Raw genomic sequence first — 19,366 nt, forward strand, 5'->3', positions numbered from 1 at the left:
AACTCGACGCCGCGGTCATCGACCAGTACCTCAAGGCGCATATCCCCGGTTTGGCGGGCGCGCCGCGCATCAGCCAGTTTCCTGGCGGCGCCTCGAACCTGACCTACCTGCTGGAATACCCCAACCATGAATTCGTCCTGCGCCGCCCACCCTTTGGCCACAAGGCCAAATCCGCCCACGACATGGGCCGCGAGTACCGCATCCTCAACCAGCTCCACGCCGGCTTCCCCTACTGCCCGAAAGCCTCTGCGCACTGCATCGATGAGTCGGTGATCGGCGCCGAGTTCTATGTGATGGAGCGGGTCAACGGCATCATCCTGCGTTCGGACATGCCGGCCGAGCTGAACTTCAGCGCCGAGCAGACTCGCGAGCTGTGCAAGAGCTTTATCGACAAGATGGTCGAACTGCACAACGTCGACTATCAGGCCTGCGGCCTGGGCGATTTGGGCAAGCCGGAAGGCTATGTAAAACGCCAGATCAGCGGCTGGAGCGATCGCTACGACAAGGCCCTGACCCCCGACGCGCCGCTGTGGGAACCGGTCAAGGCCTGGCTCAAGGACAAGATGCCCGCCGACCACCACAAGCCCGGCATCGTGCATAACGATTACCGCTTCGATAACGTGATCCTCAACCCGCAGAACCCCAGCCAGATCATCGGCGTGCTGGACTGGGAGCTGACCACCATCGGCGACCCGCTGATGGACTTGGGCAACACCCTCGCCTACTGGATCGAAGCCGGCGACTCGGCACCGGTCCAGCTGATGCGCCGCCAGCCGAGCAATGCGCCGGGCATGCTGACGCGCCAGGAGTTCGCCGACTACTACGCCGAACGCTCGGGCATCGAAATCAAGAGCATCGACTTCTATTACACCTACGGCCTATTCCGCCTGGCCGGCATCGTGCAGCAGATCTACTACCGCTACTTCCATGGTCAGACCCAGGACAAACGCTTCGCGCAGTTCATTCACATGAACAAGCTGCTGGAGCAGATGAGCCTGCAAGTTATCAATAAATCGCAGCTGTAATCCGGCCTAACGCCTTCAGATAAGGGGAACCGCATGTCCAAGACCCAACTGTTCGACCTCGACGGCAAGATCGCTTTCGTCTCCGGCGCCAGCCGTGGCATCGGTGAAGCCATTGCCAAACTGCTGGCCCAGCAAGGCGCTCACGTGATCGTCTCGAGCCGCAAGATCGACGATTGCCAGAAAGTCGCCGACGCGATCATCGCCGACGGTGGCCAAGCCACAGCCATTGCCTGCCACATTGGTGAAATGGAGCAGATCAGCAATGTCTTCGCGCAGATCAAGGAACAGTTCGGCCGCCTCGACATCCTGGTCAACAACGCCGCCACCAACCCGCAGTTCTGCAACGTGCTGGACACCGACCTGGGCGCATTCCAGAAGACCGTCGATGTGAACATCCGCGGCTACTACTTTATGTCCATCGAAGGCGGCAAGCTGATGAAGGCAGGCGGTGGTGGCAGCATCATCAACGTCGCCTCGATCAACGGGGTCTCGCCGGGCGAGTTCCAGGGTATCTACTCGGTGACCAAGGCTGCCGTGATCAGCATGACCAAGGTCTTCGCCAAGGAATGCGCGCAGTTCGGTATTCGCTGCAACGCCCTGTTGCCGGGTCTGACCGACACCAAGTTCGCCTCGGCGCTGGTGAAGAATGACGCCATCCTCAACCTCGCCCTGCAGCGTATCCCGCTCAAGCGCGTAGCAGCCCCAAGCGAAATGGCCGGCACCGTGCTGTACCTGGCCAGCGATGCCTCCAGCTACACCACCGGTGTGGCGCTGAATGTGGACGGTGGCTTTCTCTCCTGAGAAAACCTATCCAATAAATTAATGCCAGTCAGTTAAGCTGACTGGCATTTTTATTTTTGATTGGAAATTTTACTGATTTGAACCTTATGCCACGGGGATAGAACCGCTCACCACGTCGATGGGGCAAGCCATAGGCGAGGTTGAAGCATACGGCCTTGAGGGAAACCAATTCGGCTCGATTTTCCGCAGTATGGGCGTTCGTCAAGCAATGCCATCGGCACCCAACACATACAGCAGCACGGCCTAGTCAGCTAGCCAGCACCCGTGCCAACACGGCCTTGACCGTGCCCATTCCCTCTTCCAAAGCACGCTCGATTTCCGCCATGGTGATCAGCGCGCGGGACTTGCCCGCGGCCGGGTTTACCACCAGCGCCAGGCAGGCATAGGGCAAGGCCAACTCACGGGCCAACACCGCTTCCGGCATACCGGTCATGCCGACGATGTCGCAACCATCGCGCTCCATTCGCGCGATCTCGGCGACGGTTTCCAGCCGCGGCCCCTGGGTACAGCCATACAGGCCGTGATTGCTGAACGCACAATGTTCGGCAGCCAGGGCGTTGGCCAGCTTGGTGCGCAACCCGGCGTCATAGGGATGACTGAAATCCACATGGGTAACATGCTCCAGCTCACCCTCGAAATAGGTGTGCTCGCGCCCATAGGTGTAATCGATGATCTGGTGCGGCAGGCAGAAGTGCCCGGTGCCCATGGCCGGGTGAATCCCGCCCACCGCATTTACGGCGATGATCGCTTTGGCCCCGGCCTCACGCAGCGCCCAGAGGTTGGCGCGGTAGTTGACCTGATGCGGTGGAATGCGGTGCGGATGGCCATGACGGGCGAGAAACAGCACTTCTCGGCCGGCATAGTCGCCCTTGAGTACCGCCGCAGAGGGCGCGCCATAGGGTGTATCGATATGCAGCGCCGCCTGGATGGTCAGCCCGTCCAGCTTGGTCAGGCCGGTACCACCGATAATCGCGTAAACCGTCATCCCTTACTCCTAGTCGATTAATTGCGCATCGCGCAGGCTGGCAAGTGCTGCCAACCAACGCGGGCTCTGCCGATACTCAATACCCGGGAAGGCCTGCCGGCGCATCCGCGCCAGTCCTTGCGGCGGTTCCACCTTGAGACGCTGCAAAGCGCTCAAGGCCAGCTCGGCGGCTGCGCGATCATTACACACCAGGCCCATGTCACAACCCGCTGCCAGTGCTGCCTCGATACGGCAGGCCGCATCACCCACCACATGGGCGCCGGCCATGGACAGATCGTCGCTAAAAATCACCCCAGCAAAGGCCAGCTCGCCGCGCAGGATGTCCTGCAACCAGCGCCGGGAAAACCCCGCTGGCTGGCTGTCCACCTGAGGGTAGATCACATGGGCGGGCATCACCGCAGCCAACTGCCGACTCAACTGGGCAAAGGGTTGCAAATCGACTGCGCGAATCTGCTCCAGGCTGCGCTCATCCACCGGGATGGCCACATGGGAATCTGCCTCAGCCCAGCCGTGGCCAGGAAAATGCTTACCGGTGGCGGCCATACCCGCAGCGTTCATCCCACGGATAAAAGCACCTGCGAGCAAGGTCGCACGCTGCGCATCAGACTCAAAAGAACGGCTGCCAACCACGGCACTGCGCTGATGATCCAAATCCAGCACCGGGGCAAAACTCAGGTCCAAGCCTGTGGCCAGCACTTCGGTAGCCATGATCCAGCCGCACTGCTCGGCCAAGTGTTCGGCATCGGCGTTATCGGCCAACGCACGCATCGCCGGCAACCGTACAAAACCCTGGCGCAGACGCTGCACGCGACCGCCCTCTTGATCCACCGCCAACAACAGATCCGGGCGCACCGCGCGAATGGCCGCAGACAGCTCGCGCACCTGGCGCGGGTCTTCGATATTGCGCGCAAACAGAATCAACCCTGCCACCTGCGGTTGGCGCAGAATCTGGCGATCCTCCGCCGTCAGCCAGGTGCCGGCTATATCCAGCATCAATGAACCTTGCATGGGTGAACTCACAACTCGTCCTTAAATAAGAGGCACAACCGACCACTCGGGGCAGGCGGCCTCGTCAATCTGTACCGGACAGTGAACCGGGACACGCGCAAAGAGCTCCAGCAAATCGCTGTTGCGCAGACGCACGCAGCCATGCGACAGCGCCACGCCCATGGGCTCGCTGTCCGGCGTACCGTGTAGGTAGATATAGCGGCGAAAGGTATCGACAGCGCCCAGACGATTGCGCCCGGGCTCACAGCCACTGAGCCAGAGAATGCGCGTGAGGATCCAGTCACGTCCGGGAAATTGCGCATGCAACTCCGGCGACCAGATCTCGCCGGTCCAGCGCCGCCCGCGCAGCACGGCACCCAGCGGCAAACCCTCGCCAATCTTCGCCCGCACCTGGTGCAGGCCGCGCGGCGTACAGCCGGAACCATTGCGTTCACCCGCGCCATTCAGCGCGGTGGAAACCTGCAGACGCACCAACAGCTGCCCGTCGGCAAAGCCGTACAGACACTGATCAGCCAGGGAGATATGCAGAAAATCGAGAGCAATCATGGCGGCTAGCTTAGCGGATAGCCTCCACCAAGCCCACCCGCAGCGGTCAAACTTTGCTGGGCATAGCGGGAGTCTTGGTGCGCGGTTTGAGCTGGGCGCTGGCCAGGGCTTCATCGCTCAGACCGGTTTCCGAACGCATGCCTGCAGCCAGAAACGGCACCATCAGACGCATCACCTGCTCAATCGAGGTATTTACCCCGAAATCGGTTTCCGCCATGGCCCGTAGGGCCTTGATCCCGGACATGCTGAACGCCGCAGCGCCGAGCATAAAGTGCACGCGCCAGAACAGTTCCAGCGGCGGGATGCGCGGAGCGGCCTCATGCACCAGCTGCATATAGCGGCGGAACACCTTGCCGTACACCTCTTCGAGGTACTTGCGCAGGTGTCCCTGGCTCTGGCTGAAGGCCAGGCCCAGCAGACGCATAAAGATGGAAAGATCGTTACCACTGCGCGGCTTAACTGCCAGCGCCTGCTCGACCAGCAATTCAAGCAGCTCTTCGAGACTGACTTTGGTTTCCGACTTGGCCTGACGGCGATCCAGTTCACGCTCCAGGCTTACACAGAACGGCCCGAGAAAGCGCGAGAATACCGCCTGAATCAGGGCCTTCTTCGAGCCGAAGTGATAATTCACCGCAGCCAAGTTCACTCCTGCCTTACTGGTGATCAAACGCAGAGAAGTTTCTGCGAAACCTTTCTCCGCAAAAAGCTGCTCTGCCGCATCGAGAATGCGTTCAACGGTTTCCGACTGGGCCATGACTCTTTTCATCTGAACAAACACTTGTTTGAAACATACGTTTCAGCCGCCCGCCTTGTCAAGTCGGGCAAACCATCTTGTGGCCGGGTGGTCACAAGCATCCGCTAAAGGTACAGGCTAACCCTAGCTAGACGCTCCGTGAACAGCCTGAGTAACAGTGCGCTGCAATAGCAGATAGGGCGGTCAATTGAGTAGAGATCAGAACCCAAGGATTGCCAATCGCCAATCACTGTATATAATCCCAGTCACTGTACAAAAAAACAGAGCCGACCATGCTAAAACTGACGCCGCGCCAAGCTGAAATTCTCGCCTTCATCAAGCAGTGCCTTGAAGACAACGGCTACCCGCCTACCCGAGCGGAAATCGCCTTGAAACTGGGCTTCAAATCCCCCAACGCCGCGGAAGAGCACCTCAAAGCCCTGGCCCGCAAAGGTGCAATCGAAATGACTCCGGGGGCTTCACGCGGCATCCGCATTCCAGGCTTCGAGCCCAATGCCGAGGAAGACGAAGGCTTGCCGGTGATTGGTCGCGTCGCCGCAGGTGCGCCGATTCTCGCGCAGCAGCATGTCGAGGAGTCCTGCAAGATCAATCCAGACTTCTTCCACCCCAAGGCCGACTATTTACTGCGCGTACGCGGCATGAGCATGAAAGACATCGGTATCTTCGATGGCGATCTGCTGGCCGTGCACACCACCCGCGAAGCACGGAACGGACAAGTGGTGGTGGCGCGCCTGGACGATGAAGTGACCGTCAAACGCTTCAAGCGCGAAGGCAACAAGGTCTGGCTGATTGCGGAAAATCCGGAGTTCGCACCGATCGAAGTAAACCTGGAAGAACAGGACCTGATTATTGAAGGTTTGAGCGTCGGCGTTATCCGCCGCTAGTGGAGGATTTATGCAGTTCCCGCAATCAGTGAACCGTACACAACTGCCTTTGTTCGATGCGTTTCTGGCATCGACGGTGACGCCATTACTTGCCGATTGCGCTGAGCTGCCCCGGCAGGATGATGAGACAGAGGCATTCAGTGAACTGTCGCTGCGCGGTGCAGCCGGGCACTGCCTGAATCTTCTCGCGCCGATCCTGCGTGAGCTTAGCGACAAGCTCGACGCACGCTGGCTGACCCTGATCGCCCCGCCATCGAGCCTGACCCAAACCTGGCTACGCGAGGCAGGCCTGAACCGCGAACGCATCCTGCTGCTGCACCCACGCGGCCAGCAGAGTGCGCTGGAGTTAGCGCAGCAGGCCTTGACGCTGGGCCGTAGTCACACCGTTGTTAGCTGGCTGCACCCACTTGAACGCCAGGCGCGACAACAACTTGAGCGTGCCGCACGGCAAGGCAAGGCACAAAGCCTGAATATCAGCCTGGGGTAGTTGGCCAGAGGTCACGCACAAGGAATGTGCGTATCTGCCAGTGGAACGCTGATACGAGAAACAGCTAAGGCGAGTAGAACGCTCTAGCTCAACATCTGAAAGAATTCCGCAATCAATGCAGAACCCGCGACCCTTCTTCCTGCTGGAAATTATTTTCCGCCAGGCGCCCCGCCATCTGCACACCGACATTGAGCATGGCCTTGGCCACCTCAACATGCTGCCCCTGCAGAAACGCCTTAGCATCGGCCGAGAAATCCAGCACCACCAGTGACTCTTCATCCTCTGCACGACGCAGGGCAATGCGCCCGTCGGGCAATTCAACAATTTCCAGGAATGATGTAGGCATTGGCTTAGCTCTCCACGAAAGGCCGACAGTGTAACAGCCGACCCGGGCTCGCCCTAGCCCACCGATCCAATCAACCGCTTACCACTCGCTCAGGGTTTGCCGAAAGCGCTGTGCCAGAGCCTTCAACTGCTGACGCCAGGCCTCAAGCGTCTCCTGCGCCAAGGGCGCGGCGTCTTCATCCAGGCTGACCGCGGTAATCAACGGCGTAGCAGGATCGAGCTTGGCCTTCTTGCCGGCCTGCGGCGGCTGAAACAGCTCGGCATAGGCCTTGAGCAGTTGCGCAACCCAGCTGTCGGCCGACTTTGCCAACTCGACCAGCTCACCCAACTCCTGGCTCGGCGCCGCCTGCAACACCTCCTCGGTGAAAAAGCGCTCGGCACGCGGTGCGGCACTGTCCGGCAAACGGTAGTAACCGGCAATCTCATGACACAGGCCCAGCAATGCACCGTACAAATGAAACAACGCAGCCTCGCGCTCAGCCTGAATCAAAGCCAAGGCATTCATGCTCTGGCCTTGTTCAGCCTTGCGCCAGGACTCCAGTGCCAGGCCGGCATAGAAAATTTTCTGATTGGTGCGGGTATAGAGTTCATTGGCCATTGCGGCGCCCTCCATAACGGATTGGATAAGCATACGCGCGCCAGCCAGCGGCAGGCGCGCGTTGAACTACATCAGCTGTTGATCAGCTCTTGTCTTCGACCTTCCACTTGCCGCCATCAAAGAACGCCCGCCAGCCAGTCGGCTTACCGTCGACTTCGGTCTGCACGTACTGCTCCTTGGTCTTGCGGCTGTAGCGGATCACTGCGGCGCGACCTTGCGGGTCTTTTTTCGGTGCATCACAGAGGAAGTGGTACTTGGGATCGATCTCATCCTTGTGCGGAATCAATTCCAATACCAGCGGTGCACGGGTTTCGCGGTTTTTCGGGAACTGGCTAGCCGCCAGGAACAGCCCCGAGGCGCCATCGCGCAGGATGTAGGTGTCGTTGACCTTCTCGCATTTAAGCTCGGGCATCTTCACCGGGTCCATCTTCGGTGGGGCCGCTTCACCGCTTTTCAGCAGTTTGCGGGTGTTCTTGCACTCGCTGTTGGTGCAACCGAAGAACTTGCCGAAGCGACCAGTTTTCAGCTGCATCTGGCTGCCGCACTTGTCGCAGTCCAGGCTCGGGCCTTCATAGCCCTTGATCCGATACTGACCCTGCTCCACCTCATAACCCGCGCAATCGGGGTTGTTGCCGCAGATATGCAACTTACGGGTTTCATCCAGCAGGTAGGCGTCCATGGCGGTGGCGCAGATCGGGCAACGGTGCTTACCCAGCAACACCAGCGATTCGGACTCACCCTCGTCGTCCGCAGCAATCTCGTCGCCCGGCACTAGGTTGACGGTGGCCTTGCAGCGCTCTTTCGGCGGCAGGGCATAACCGGAGCAACCGAGGAACACACCGGTTGAGGCGGTACGGATGGTCATCGGTCGGCTGCAATCCCGGCAAGGGATGTCGGTCAGGGTCGGCAGGTTGGCGCGCATGCCGCCATCGCTGTCGCCTGCCACCTCAAGCTTCTTCTTGAAGTCACCGTAGAACTCGTCGAGCACATGCTTCCACTCGCGCTCGCCCTGGGCCACGTCATCCAGATGTTCTTCCATACCGGCGGTAAAACCATAGTCCATCAGGTTGGAGAAGCTCTCGGACAGACGTTCGGTGACGATGTCACCCATCTTCTCCGAGTAGAAACGGCGGTTGTGCAGCGCCACGTAGCCGCGATCCTGGATGGTGCCAATAATCGCCGCATAGGTCGACGGACGACCGATACCACGTTTTTCCATCTCCTTGACCAGGCTGGCTTCGGAGTAGCGCGCCGGTGGTTTGGTGAAGTGTTGGCTGGGATCAAGCTTGATCAGCTTGAGTGCTTCGCCCTGATTCATTTCCGGCAGTACATCGTCGTCGCCCGGCTTGCTCAGCTGCGGCAATGCCCGGGTGTAACCGTCGAACTTGAGGATACGGCCCTTGGCGCGCAGTTCGAACTGCGCCGCGGTGACAGTTACGGTGGTCGACAGGTACTCGGCCGGCGGCATCTGGCAGGCGACGAACTGGCGCCAGATCAGCTCATACAGACGCTCGGCATCGCGCTCCATGCCCGACAGCTGGGTCGGCTTGAGGTTAACGTCGGAAGGGCGAATGGCTTCGTGCGCTTCCTGGGCACCCTCTTTGCTGCTGTAGGCAATCGGGTTGGCTGGCAGGTACTTCTTGCCGAACTCACTTTCAATAAAGCCACGTACCATGCTCACGGCGTCTGCCGAGAGGTTGGTCGAGTCAGTACGCATATAGGTGATGTAACCCGCTTCATACAGACGCTGGGCCATCATCATGGTCTTCTTCACCCCGAAGCCCAGGCGGTTGCTCGCGGCCTGCTGCAGGGTGGAAGTGATAAACGGCGCCGAAGGCTTGCTGCTGGTCGGTTTGTCTTCACGCTTGCTGATGCTGTAGCTAGAGGCTTTCAGCGTAGCCAGGGCCGCCATGGCCTGGGCTTCATTCAGCGGCTTGAAGGCTGTGCCGTTCTCACGGGCCACTTCGAAACGCACGGTGGCGTCCTTGGCGGTGCCCAGATCGGCGTGGACTTCCCAATACTCTTCGGGGACAAAGGCGCGGATTTCTTTCTCGCGCTCGACCACCAGCTTCACCGCCACCGACTGCACACGGCCAGCCGACAAACCACGGGCGATCTTGGCCCACAGCAGCGGCGAGACCATGTAGCCCACCACGCGGTCGAGGAAGCGCCGCGCCTGCTGGGCGTTGACCCGGTTGATATCCAGCTCGCCAGGCTTGGAAAACGCTTCCTGGATGGCCTTCTTGGTGATTTCGTTGAACACCACACGCTTGTAGCGGCTGTCGTCACCACCGATGGATTCGCGCAGGTGCCAGGCAATGGCTTCCCCCTCGCGGTCCAAGTCGGTTGCGAGATAGATGGTGTCGGCATCCTTGGCCAAACGGCGCAACTCTTCGACCACCTTCTCCTTGCCTGGGAGGATCTCGTACTTGGCTTTCCAGCCGTGTTCGGGATCAACCCCCATGCGGGCAAACAGCTGACGCTTGGCTTTTTCCTTGGGCGACAGCGCCGGCACTTCACCTGCAGCGGCCTTGCCACGCTTGACCGGCTCTTTGGCGGTACTCGCCGAACCACTGGTGGGTAGGTCACGGATGTGGCCGATGCTCGACTTCACCACGTACTCGTTGCCCAAGTACTTGTTGATGGTCTTGGCCTTGGCCGGGGATTCCACGATGACCAGCGATTTGCCCATGGATTGGAAAATTCCTGAAATTCGGTAAATAAATGCGGGAGGCGCTGTACTGCCTGCTAGCGCGGCACCGCTATATATAGTGGTGGTCTGGCCGAGGTCAAGCGCAGCAGTGGCCCGATGTCAGCTCAAGGCCGAGTAAACAGTGCGGTTTCAGCCTGAATCAAAGCAAAGCGTGGAACCGTTTCGCCGTCCACCTCAACACTTTCGCAGAACATCTCCAACGGTCGCACCCACAGGCCAAACTCGCCGTACAGCGCCTGATAGACCACCATCGCCTGCTGCGTTTCGGAATGCTGGGCTACGCCAAACACACGGTACTCAGGACCTTTGTAGTGACGGTAGAGGCCAGGCTGTAGCTGCATGGGTGAATTCCTTGAAGATTTTCTGCTGATAAACAAAAACCGGGGCCCTTGGCCCCGGTTTTTCCATCTCTTACACCGGTGAAGCTTACAGGCGTTCGAAGACGGTGGTGATACCTTGGCCGAGACCTACACACATGGTCGAAACACCGAAGGTGCCGCCATTCTGCTTCATCACGTTCAGCAGGGTACCGGAGATACGCGCGCCGGAACAACCGAACGGGTGACCCAGAGCGATCGCGCCGCCGTGCAGGTTGACCTTCTCTTCCATCTTATCGAGCACTTTCAGATCCTTCAGCACAGGCAGGGCCTGGGCCGCGAAGGCTTCGTTGAGCTCGAAGAAGTCGATGTCGTTGATGGTCAGGCCAGCACGCTTGAGGGCTTTCTGAGTCGACGGTACTGGACCGTAACCCATGATCGCTGGATCAACACCAGCCACGGCCATGGCGCGAACCACTGCCATTGGCTGAATGCCGAGGTCTTGGGCGCGCTGGGCGCTCATGACGATCATGCAGGAAGCGCCGTCAGTGATCTGCGAGGACGTACCCGCAGTCACGGTGCCGCCTTTCGGGTTGAACGCAGGCTTCAGCGCAGCCAGGCTTGCCAAGGTAGTTTCCGGACGAATGGTTTCGTCGTAGTCGAACACCTTGAGGAAGCCGTTCTCGTCGTAGCCTTGCATCGGGATGATTTCATCCTTGAACTTGCCTTCGACGGTAGCTTTGTGGGCCAGACGGTGCGAACGCTCACCGAATGCGTCCTGCTGCTCACGGCTGATGCCGTGCATCTTGCCGAGCATTTCAGCGGTCAGACCCATCATGCCCGAGGCCTTGGCCGCGTACAGCGACAGGTGCGGGTTTGGATCGACGCCGTGCATCATGCCAACGTGGCCCATGTGCTCCACACCGCCGATGACGAACACGTCACCGTTGCCGGTCTGGATCGCCTGCACGGCAGTGTGCAGGGCGCTCATGGACGAACCGCACAGGCGGCTTACAGTCTGGCCAGCAGCTGTGTGCGGGATCTGGGTCATCAGCGACGCCATGCGCGCGATGTTCCAGCCCTGCTCCAGGGTCTGGTTAACGCAGCCCCAGATCACGTCTTCCACTTCAGCTGGATCCAGCTTGGTGTTACGTGCCAGCACGCCGCTGATCAGGTTGGCCGACATGGTTTCGGCACGGGTGTTGCGATGCATGCCGCCCTTGGAACGACCCATCGGGGTACGACCGAAGTCGACGATGACTGCATCTCTAGGATTCAGGCTCATAAATTCACTCTCGCTCTAGTCTGACCGCGATTAACCGAAAAACTTCTGGCCGTTAGCGGCCATTTCGCGAAGCTTGGCAGTCGGGGTGTACAGCGCGCCCAGCTCGGCGTATTTGTCGGCCAGGGCAACGAACTCAGCTACACCGACGGTATCGATGTAACGCAGCGCACCACCGCGGAACGGCGGGAAGCCGATGCCGTAGATCAGACCCATATCGGCCTCAGCTGCGGTATCAACGATGCCGTCTTCCAGACAACGCACGGTTTCCATGCACAGAGGAATCATCATGAAGTTGATGATGTCTTCATCAGTCACTTCACGCTGCTCGGTCACGATGGACTTGAGCAGGTCGTAGGCAACCGGATCAGAAACCTTCTTCGGCTTGCCGCGCTTGTCCATTTCGTAGGAGTAGAAGCCTTTGCCGTTCTTCTGGCCCAGGCGATCTGCTTCATACATCACGTCAACCGCGGTACGGCCTTCAACCGCCATGCGATCCGGGAAGCCTTCAGCCATGACGTCACGGCCGTGGTGACCAGTGTCGATACCGACCACGTCGGACAGGTACGCCGGGCCCATTGGCCAGCCGAACTTCTCCATGACCTTGTCGATACGCACGAAGTCCACACCGAATGCCAGCAGCTTGGAGAAGCCACCGAAGTACGGGAACAGCACGCGGTTGACCAGGAAGCCTGGGCAGTCGTTGACCACAACCGGGGTCTTGCCCATTTTCTTGGCGTAAGCAACGGTGGTAGCCACGGCTACGTCGCTGGACTTCTCGCCACGAATCACTTCAACCAGCGGCATCATGTGCACAGGGTTGAAGAAGTGCATGCCAACGAAGTTTTCCGGACGCTTGAGGGCCTTGGCCAGCAAGTTAATGGAAATGGTCGAGGTGTTCGACGCGAGGATTGCGTCTTCTTTAACCACGCCTTCCACTTCAGCCAGCACAATCTGCTTGACCTTCGGGTTCTCAACCACGGCTTCGACAACGATGTCGACCGCGCCGAAGTCGCCGTAGGACATGGTCGGGCGAATCGCAGTGAGGGCTTCAGCCATCTTCGCCGCAGTCATACGACCTTTGGCAACGCGACCGCCGAGCAGCTTGGACGCCTCGGCCAGACCCATCTGGATACCCTCTTCACGGATATCCTTCATCAGGATCGGGGTGCCCTTGGAAGCGGACTGGTAGGCGATACCGCCACCCATGATGCCAGCGCCGAGTACGGCAGCCAGTTTCACGTCTTTGGCGATTTCGTCGTACTGCTTGGCTTTCTTCTTCAGGTCCTGATCGTTCAGGAACAGGCCGATCAGGCTGGCAGCAACCGGGGTTTTAGCCAGTTTGACGAAGCCAGCAGCTTCCACTTCCAGCGCTTTGTCGCGACCGAAGTTGGCGGCTTTCTGAATGGTTTTGATCGCTTCAACCGGCGCCGGGTAGTTCGGGCCAGCCTGACCTGCGACGAAACCTTTGGCAGTTTCGAAGCACATCATTTGTTCGATAGCGTTGAGCTTGAGCTTTTCCAGCTTCGGCTGACGCTTGGCCTTGTAGTCCAGCTCGCCGGAGATGGCGCGCTTGATCAGATCCAGGGCAGCGGCTTGCAGCTTGTCAGCGGCAACCACGGCATCCACTGCACCCATTTTCAGGGCGTCAGCAGCTTTGTTTTCCTTACCACCGGCAATCCACTCAACGGCGTTATCGGTACCGATAACCCGTGGCAGACGCACGGTGCCGCCGAAGCCTGGGTAGATGCCCAGTTTAACTTCCGGCAGGCCAACTTTGGCGCTTTCGGCCATGACGCGGTAATCCGCGGCCAGGCACATCTCAAAACCACCGCCCAGGGCGATGCCGTTGATCGCGACAACAGTCGGAACAGTGAGGTCTTCAAAATCACTGAAGATCTTGTTGGCTTCGAGGTTGCCAGCCACCAGTTCTTCGTCCGGCAACTTGAAGTTGTCGACGAACTCGGTGATGTCGGCACCGACGATAAATACGTCTTTGCCACTGGTGACAATCACGCCCTTGATCGAACCATCGGCCTTGATCGCATCAACGGATTGACGCAGTTCATTGAGGGTAAGACGGTTGAATTTGTTGACGGATTCACCCTTGAGGTCGAATTTCAATTCGACGATGCCACTCTCAAGAGCCTTAACCGTGATGGCTTTACCTTCGTAAATCATCAACTGATCTCCACGGTATGGAAGCTGAACGGTACACATCGGAGCCAACCAGCAAGCTACTCCACGGCATAGCCGTTTCAGAGTAGCCCCAATTAGCCTGGCACACCCACCGACGCGATAATCGGACTGTATAGGCGCCGCCTTAACAGGCAAACGCTCAATTCATACGCCCGTTTGATTTGGGTGTGCACACCTTCAAGGAAAAGCCCCTACTTGTCAATTGGCCTGTAGCGACTGCAAAGGCGTACAAAAAATTACGCTCAGGCTTACGCCGGCCTGCGAATTATCCTGCAGCGAACAGGCAGCCATCCGCAGCGATATACGGCCACATCGCTAACTCCGCAAAGAAAAGCGTGATCCAGCGCACGCCTAGCAAAATGATTGAGCTGCAGGCACAGTCGCCTCAATACGACCGTTTTAGAGGGCTCGCAGCCAAAAAAATTTAGAGGCCAATCAAGGGCGAACGAAGTTTCGCCCATGGCGAGCCGCATGCTTGGCATTGTTTAAAACACCCTGCTCGCAATCACCCTCCCCCTGTTCAGCGCCGCGACCCAGGCTGCAGATGCCGCCAGCAGCCTGCTGAAGCTGCACCAGCTGCGCCTGGCTGCACAGAAATCCCTTGGCGACTTCCATATGTTCAACGGCATGGAAGGTGACCAATGCTACACGCGGATGATCAGCGACTCGCTAAGCAAGGTGAATAGCCACCTGACGGCGCTAACGGACATGCCCGGCGAAGGCACGAAAGCCATGCGCTCGCAGCTTGATCAGCAATGGAAGGGATTTGCAATCGACCTCAACAACCTGATCAGCACATTAATGAACCAGGGTTATACCGACCTGCAACCGGTGACCGACCTTGCTGTACGCAACCAGCAGTTGATGACCCTGAGCCAGGAGCTGTATGGCAAGATTCAGCCGGAAGGCAGCTACAGCGTACCGGCACTGCCCCAGTGCAACCGCGAGCGGAGCATGCTGATGCAAGGCATTGCCGTGGATTACGCGTCGCGCAGCGCCTCGTGCGGCGGCGATGCGCGACCGATTGAGGAGCTGGTCAGTGAATTCGCCAGCAAGATGGCGGCGCTGGAAAAAAGACCCGAAGAACACATCGCAGCTTAAGCAATCCTGGGAAGGGATCGCCAGCAAATGGCGCTATATTGAAAAGTCACTGATCAACTACAACGAAAACAGCGTGCCATTTCTGGTGAACAAGTACTCCAACACCATCATCCAGGGCATTGAACAGATTTCCGGCCAATACGCGGCCACCAACCTCTGATCGCGACCACCGCCATCCGCATTGGTTTTACCGGCCTGCCTGGCCCTACTCAGGCCCAGTGCTTGCACTGGGCTTTCTTTTATTCAGGCTTTGGCCTGGAGAAACGCAACAACTTTCTCCAGCGCCTCGCCAGCGCCCCGCTCGCCCCAGCATACCGAGAGCATCTGATCGGTCGCCTCGACCTTGAATGCATCCGCCGGCAGCGTCTGCAATTGCACCAACAAGGCCTGGTCGGCGCAGGGCTCGCGCCATTTATTTACCCACTGCCCCGGCTCCAGCTGCCAGTAGCACCAGCTATCGACCTCGCCGCGGCGGCGTGCACAGTGGTATTGCGGGCAGGCGTGCGGCGGCTGCCGCAACAGCCAATGCGGCCACTCCTGGCGCGACAACTGCATGGCCACGCCCATACGCCGCGCCTGCAGACGTACATCCATCTGCCCGCGCTGATGGCGCGAGGGCACCAGCCAGGCCAGCGGGCTGAGCAAAAAAGCCAGGAGCAAAAGCAGAAACCAGGGACTCATATCGTTATCTCACCAGCAAAAGCCTGTCATCAGCGCTCAGGACGGCCATACTAAAAGCATTGATCCACTTGCAAGGAGAGTTACCCCATGCCCTACCAGCACATTCTGGTCGCCGTCGACCTTACCGAGGAATGCGACCCGGTTATGCATCGTGCGCAGAAACTGGCCGCCAGCAGCGGGGCCAAGTTGTCTGTGGTGCATATCGTCGAGCCCATGGCCATGGCCTTTGGCGGCGACGTACCGATGGACCTGTCGATGCTGCAGCAGCAGCAGTTCGACCAGGCTCGCGAGCGCCTCGACAAGTTTTCCGGCAAATACCCTGATCTCAGCGCCGAGCATCGCCACCTGGCCTACGGCCAACCGCGTCAGGAAATTCATCGCCTGGCCGAAGAACAGCAGTGCGACCTGATCGTCGTCGGCAGCCACGGCCGTCACGGCCTGGCGCTGTTGCTGGGCTCGACGGCCAACGACGTGCTGCACGGCGCACCCTGCGATGTGCTGGCCGTGCGCCTGAAAAAAGCCGAGTAACGCAAAACGCGGGTGAATAACGTCGCCGTGTTATTCACCGCTATCGGGTGAGCTCATGACCAGTGGGCGTATCTTCTGCAGCTGGGTTTCCAGCGAATAGGTCATGCTCGATGCCATGGAGAAGAAGGTCAGGAACGCCTTGAGGTTGGAATCCCCCTCGCAGGTGGCGTGAATGCGCTGCCAGAACGCCTGATTGACCAGCTGCAGCTGCTGAAACATGCGCACCAGCCCCTTCAGCTCCCAGTCAGGAGTACGCCCCTCGCGCAAATTGAAGTATTGCTGCGTCAGGTATAACGACACCGTGCGCAGAATAAACTCCTGGCTATTGGCAAACGGTAGATGGTGCTGCGCCATCGGTTTGAGCTTACCCAGCAGCGGACAGGCACTGGTGGCCATGATCACCCCGAGCAGCGCGCGCAGGCCCTCTTCCAGCCCCACCTGCTTGTTGTATTCACGCTCAGGCGTATGCACCCACACTGCCACCTTCTTGAACGCTGGCAGACCATGGAAATCTTCGATCACCCGGTGCAAATCAACAGCCGCCGGGCAATGGCTGAAGTTATCCTTGCTCAACGGGCAGTTGCTGCACTGCTGGTATTCAAGACGCGTCCAGGCCGGTGCGCTTTGCGCAGCCTCTGCCTGATACACCCGGTCCAGCTCGATCCTGTAGCTGAACTGGTGATTGTCGTCGAGAGTGATGCGGTATTCGATGGTCATGACTGTCTCCGCCTAAGGTCTCAAAATCCTGTTTGAGCGTGTTACCTGATCAGCCCTTCGGACCTAGCCTTCCAGCTCGGCCCAACGCTCGACCAACTGTTCCAGCTCATGCTGTACGGCCTGCAATTTCGCCAGCACCTCGGCGGTGTTTTCCGCCGACTGCTGATAGAAACTCGGCGCACCGATCTGCTGCTGCAAGTTGGCCACCTGCGCCTCCAGCGCATCGATCTGTCCTGGAATGGCTTCCAACTCACGCTGCAGCTTGTAACTGAGCTTTTTCTTGCTGGCCTCGGCCACCACAGGGTCCGCAGCAACCGGTGCGGGGACCACTGCCGAGGCTAGTTCAGGCTTGCCGGCTTTGCTTTCACCAACGCCGAGCAGGCGCGGCGAACCGCCCTGACGCAGCCAGTCCTGATAACCACCGACATATTCACGCACGCGCCCTTCGCCCTCGAACACCAGGGTGCTGGTGACCACGTTGTCGAGGAAGGCACGGTCGTGGCTGACCATCAGCACGGTGCCCGGGAAGGTCAGCAGCACTTCTTCCAGCAATTCCAGGGTTTCTACGTCGAGGTCGTTGGTCGGTTCGTCCAGCACCAGCAGGTTGGCCGGTTTGCTGAACAGCTTGGCCAGCAAGAGCCGTGCCCGTTCACCGCCAGACAACGCCTTGACCGGTGTGCGCGCACGCTGCGGGCTAAACAGGAAGTCGCCGAGGTAGCTGAGTACATGGCGGTTCTGCCCGTCGATCTCGATAAAGTCGCGGCCTTCGGCGACGTTGTCGATCACGGTCTTTTCCAGATCGAGCTGGTGACGCAACTGGTCAAAATAAGCCACATCGATGCGCGTGCCTTCGGCCACTTCACCGCTGGTGGGTTGCAAACCGCCGAGCATCAGCTTGAGCAGCGTGGTTTTGCCGGTGCCGTTGGCGCCAAGCAGGCCGATGCGGTCGCCGCGCTGCAGCACCATGGAGAAGTCCTTGATCAGGAACGGCCCACCTGGATGCGCAAAGCTGACGTTTTCCAGCACCATCACCTGCTTGCCGGATTTCTCTGCGGTTTCCAGCTGAATATTGGCCTTGCCGGTGCGCTCACGGCGCTCGCTGCGCTCTACGCGCAGGGCCTTGAGGGCACGCACGCGGCCTTCGTTACGGGTGCGGCGGGCTTTGATGCCCTGGCGAATCCACACTTCTTCCTGGGCCAGACGCTTGTCGAACAGCGCGTTGGCCGTCTCTTCGGCCGCCAGGGTGGCTTCCTTGTGCACCAGAAAGCTGGCGTAGTCGCCGTTCCAGTCGATCAGACCGCCACGGTCCAGTTCGAGGATGCGTGTGGCCAGGTTCTGCAGGAAGGAACGGTCGTGGGTGATAAACAGCACCGCTCCCTGAAAATCGGTCAAAGCTTCTTCCAGCCAGGCAATTGCGCCGATATCCAGGTGGTTGGTCGGTTCGTCGAGCAACAGCAGATCCGGCTCGGACACCAGCGCCTGGGCCAGCAGCACGCGGCGGCGCCAGCCGCCGGAGAGCTCGGCCAGGGTCTTGTCGGCCGGCAGTTGCAGGCGGCTCAGGGTGCTGTCGACCAGTTGCTGCAAGCGCCAGCCGTCACGGGCTTCGAGGTCCTGCTGGACATGCATGAGCTTGTCCAGATCGGCCTCGGTGACGCAGTTCTGCGCCAAGTGATGGTACTGCGCGAGCAGCTCACCCACACCGTCCAGGCCTTGGGCGACCACATCGAACACAGTGCGCTCGTCGGCCAGCGGCAATTCCTGCGGCAATTCGCCGATCTTCAGGCCTGGTGCGCGCCAGACGGCGCCGTCATCGGCCTTCTGGTCGCCCTTGACCAGCTTCATCATGCTCGACTTGCCGGTACCGTTGCGGCCGATGATGCACACCCGCTCGCCACGGGCGATCTGCCAAGACACCTTGTCCAATAGCGGCATTGCGCCGTAGGCCAGGGAAATATCGGTGAACTTGAGCAGGGTCATGGTACGCCTCAACAAAAAACGACGGGTGGAAGCTGGTAAAACCGCAGCCGAGCAACAGGCTTCGTTGCATCCAGGGCAAAGCGGCAACCTGAAACACCCAGAAAATCATCTGCAGCTGCCCAAGGCACCCGCAAAACAGGGCGCGCATTCTAACCGAGAAGCGCACAGGCCGAGCAGGCAATTTCAGCCGCACAGGCGGTAAATTCTGCCCCAGCTATCCGCTATTCGGCCGGCAAGCGCTCTAGCGCAGCTTATCCACGCTAGGGCGGCGATGAATGCCGACAATTACGCGTTGAAACGCTTTGCGCCTTCACCGCCCATAGGCAAACGACTAAGCTAGAGCCATACGCACTATTTGCCTGGAAGTGTCATGCGCGGTCCCCTGTTCAGCCTGCTGTCCTGCCTGTTGGTTTCCTCC

General features: G+C 59.3%; 19 protein-coding genes. 6 read left to right on the top strand and 13 right to left on the bottom strand.

Going from position 1 to position 19,366, the window contains the following annotated elements:
* Both WA145_RS03360 and WA145_RS03365 read left to right on the top strand, forming a co-directional pair.
* Positions 1-1,025 (top strand): phosphotransferase family protein (locus WA145_RS03360; RefSeq protein WP_422580213.1); only part of this gene is annotated, 1,025 nt, incomplete at its 5' end.
* A 33-nt stretch (positions 1,026-1,058) separates the two neighbouring features.
* On the top strand, positions 1,059-1,826 hold the full coding sequence (locus WA145_RS03365; protein WP_422580214.1) for an SDR family oxidoreductase: 768 nt from the start codon (positions 1,059-1,061) through the stop codon (positions 1,824-1,826).
* Between the two features lie 247 nt (positions 1,827-2,073).
* Here the strand turns inward: WA145_RS03365 and WA145_RS03370 are convergent, their stop codons facing one another.
* From WA145_RS03370 to WA145_RS03385, 4 genes are read right to left on the bottom strand one after another with little or no spacing between them, the layout of a single operon-like run.
* Positions 2,074-2,811, bottom strand: a complete 738-nt coding sequence (locus tag WA145_RS03370) for an S-methyl-5'-thioinosine phosphorylase (RefSeq protein WP_422580215.1) — start codon at positions 2,809-2,811, stop codon at positions 2,074-2,076.
* A 9-nt stretch (positions 2,812-2,820) separates the two neighbouring features.
* A complete protein-coding gene (nagZ, locus tag WA145_RS03375) occupies positions 2,821-3,819 on the bottom strand; it encodes a beta-N-acetylhexosaminidase (protein WP_422580216.1) in 999 nt (332 codons plus the stop codon).
* Between the two features lie 21 nt (positions 3,820-3,840).
* Positions 3,841-4,365 (bottom strand): L,D-transpeptidase family protein, encoded by a 525-nt coding sequence (locus tag WA145_RS03380; protein ID WP_422580217.1) that lies wholly within the window; start codon positions 4,363-4,365, stop codon positions 3,841-3,843.
* A gap of 46 nt (positions 4,366-4,411) precedes the next feature.
* Positions 4,412-5,119 (bottom strand): TetR/AcrR family transcriptional regulator, encoded by a 708-nt coding sequence (locus tag WA145_RS03385; RefSeq protein WP_422580218.1) that lies wholly within the window; start codon positions 5,117-5,119, stop codon positions 4,412-4,414.
* 272 nt (positions 5,120-5,391) lie between these two features.
* Here WA145_RS03385 and lexA point away from each other — a divergent pair, with 272 nt between their 5' ends.
* A complete protein-coding gene (lexA, locus tag WA145_RS03390; protein ID WP_160084936.1) occupies positions 5,392-6,003 on the top strand; it encodes a transcriptional repressor LexA in 612 nt (203 codons plus the stop codon).
* Positions 6,004-6,013: 10 nt separating this feature from the next.
* Positions 6,014-6,490 (top strand): SOS-induced cell division inhibitor SulA, encoded by a 477-nt coding sequence (sulA, locus tag WA145_RS03395; protein WP_422580219.1) that lies wholly within the window; start codon positions 6,014-6,016, stop codon positions 6,488-6,490.
* Positions 6,491-6,602: 112 nt separating this feature from the next.
* Here sulA and WA145_RS03400 read toward each other — a convergent pair whose 3' ends face one another.
* The 6 genes from WA145_RS03400 to fadB form a co-directional block, all read right to left on the bottom strand.
* A complete protein-coding gene (locus WA145_RS03400) occupies positions 6,603-6,836 on the bottom strand; it encodes a hypothetical protein (protein WP_422580220.1) in 234 nt (77 codons plus the stop codon).
* 78 nt (positions 6,837-6,914) lie between these two features.
* Positions 6,915-7,433, bottom strand: coding sequence for a DUF6586 family protein (locus WA145_RS03405; protein WP_422580221.1), 519 nt, complete (start codon positions 7,431-7,433; stop codon positions 6,915-6,917).
* 82 nt (positions 7,434-7,515) lie between these two features.
* Positions 7,516-10,125 carry a type I DNA topoisomerase gene (gene topA, locus WA145_RS03410; RefSeq protein WP_422580222.1) on the bottom strand — a complete coding sequence of 870 codons (2,610 nt, stop codon included), beginning with the start codon at positions 10,123-10,125 and terminating at the stop codon, positions 7,516-7,518.
* Between the two features lie 125 nt (positions 10,126-10,250).
* Entirely contained in the window at positions 10,251-10,487 is a 237-nt protein-coding gene (locus tag WA145_RS03415) for a DUF1653 domain-containing protein (protein WP_422580223.1), read from the bottom strand.
* 85 nt (positions 10,488-10,572) lie between these two features.
* Complete coding sequence (gene fadA / locus WA145_RS03420) at positions 10,573-11,748, bottom strand: acetyl-CoA C-acyltransferase FadA (RefSeq protein ID WP_090248066.1); 1,176 nt, start codon at positions 11,746-11,748, stop codon at positions 10,573-10,575.
* A gap of 30 nt (positions 11,749-11,778) precedes the next feature.
* A complete protein-coding gene (gene fadB / locus WA145_RS03425) occupies positions 11,779-13,926 on the bottom strand; it encodes a fatty acid oxidation complex subunit alpha FadB (protein ID WP_422580224.1) in 2,148 nt (715 codons plus the stop codon).
* Positions 13,927-14,652: 726 nt separating this feature from the next.
* On the opposite strand from fadB, the gene WA145_RS03430 reads away from it, so the two are divergent.
* A complete protein-coding gene (locus WA145_RS03430; protein ID WP_422580225.1) occupies positions 14,653-15,045 on the top strand; it encodes a hypothetical protein in 393 nt (130 codons plus the stop codon).
* Between the two features lie 243 nt (positions 15,046-15,288).
* Here WA145_RS03430 and WA145_RS03435 read toward each other — a convergent pair whose 3' ends face one another.
* The gene (locus WA145_RS03435) at positions 15,289-15,726 is read right to left on the bottom strand and encodes a hypothetical protein (protein ID WP_422580226.1); all 438 of its coding nucleotides are present in this window, start codon (positions 15,724-15,726) and stop codon (positions 15,289-15,291) included.
* 87 nt (positions 15,727-15,813) lie between these two features.
* Between WA145_RS03435 and WA145_RS03440 the strand changes: the two genes are divergently transcribed.
* On the top strand, positions 15,814-16,254 hold the full coding sequence (locus WA145_RS03440) for a universal stress protein (protein ID WP_167141227.1): 441 nt from the start codon (positions 15,814-15,816) through the stop codon (positions 16,252-16,254).
* A 30-nt stretch (positions 16,255-16,284) separates the two neighbouring features.
* Here the strand turns inward: WA145_RS03440 and WA145_RS03445 are convergent, their stop codons facing one another.
* Together WA145_RS03445 and WA145_RS03450 are read right to left on the bottom strand one after the other, a co-directional pair.
* On the bottom strand, positions 16,285-16,971 hold the full coding sequence (locus WA145_RS03445; RefSeq protein WP_422580227.1) for a DUF6901 family protein: 687 nt from the start codon (positions 16,969-16,971) through the stop codon (positions 16,285-16,287).
* 63 nt (positions 16,972-17,034) lie between these two features.
* Positions 17,035-18,948 carry an ATP-binding cassette domain-containing protein gene (locus WA145_RS03450; protein WP_422580228.1) on the bottom strand — a complete coding sequence of 638 codons (1,914 nt, stop codon included), beginning with the start codon at positions 18,946-18,948 and terminating at the stop codon, positions 17,035-17,037.
* Positions 18,949-19,366 lie beyond the last annotated feature (418 nt).

This window comes from Pseudomonas sp., assembly GCF_049301935.1.
Classification (GTDB): Bacteria; Pseudomonadota; Gammaproteobacteria; order Pseudomonadales; family Pseudomonadaceae; genus Aquipseudomonas.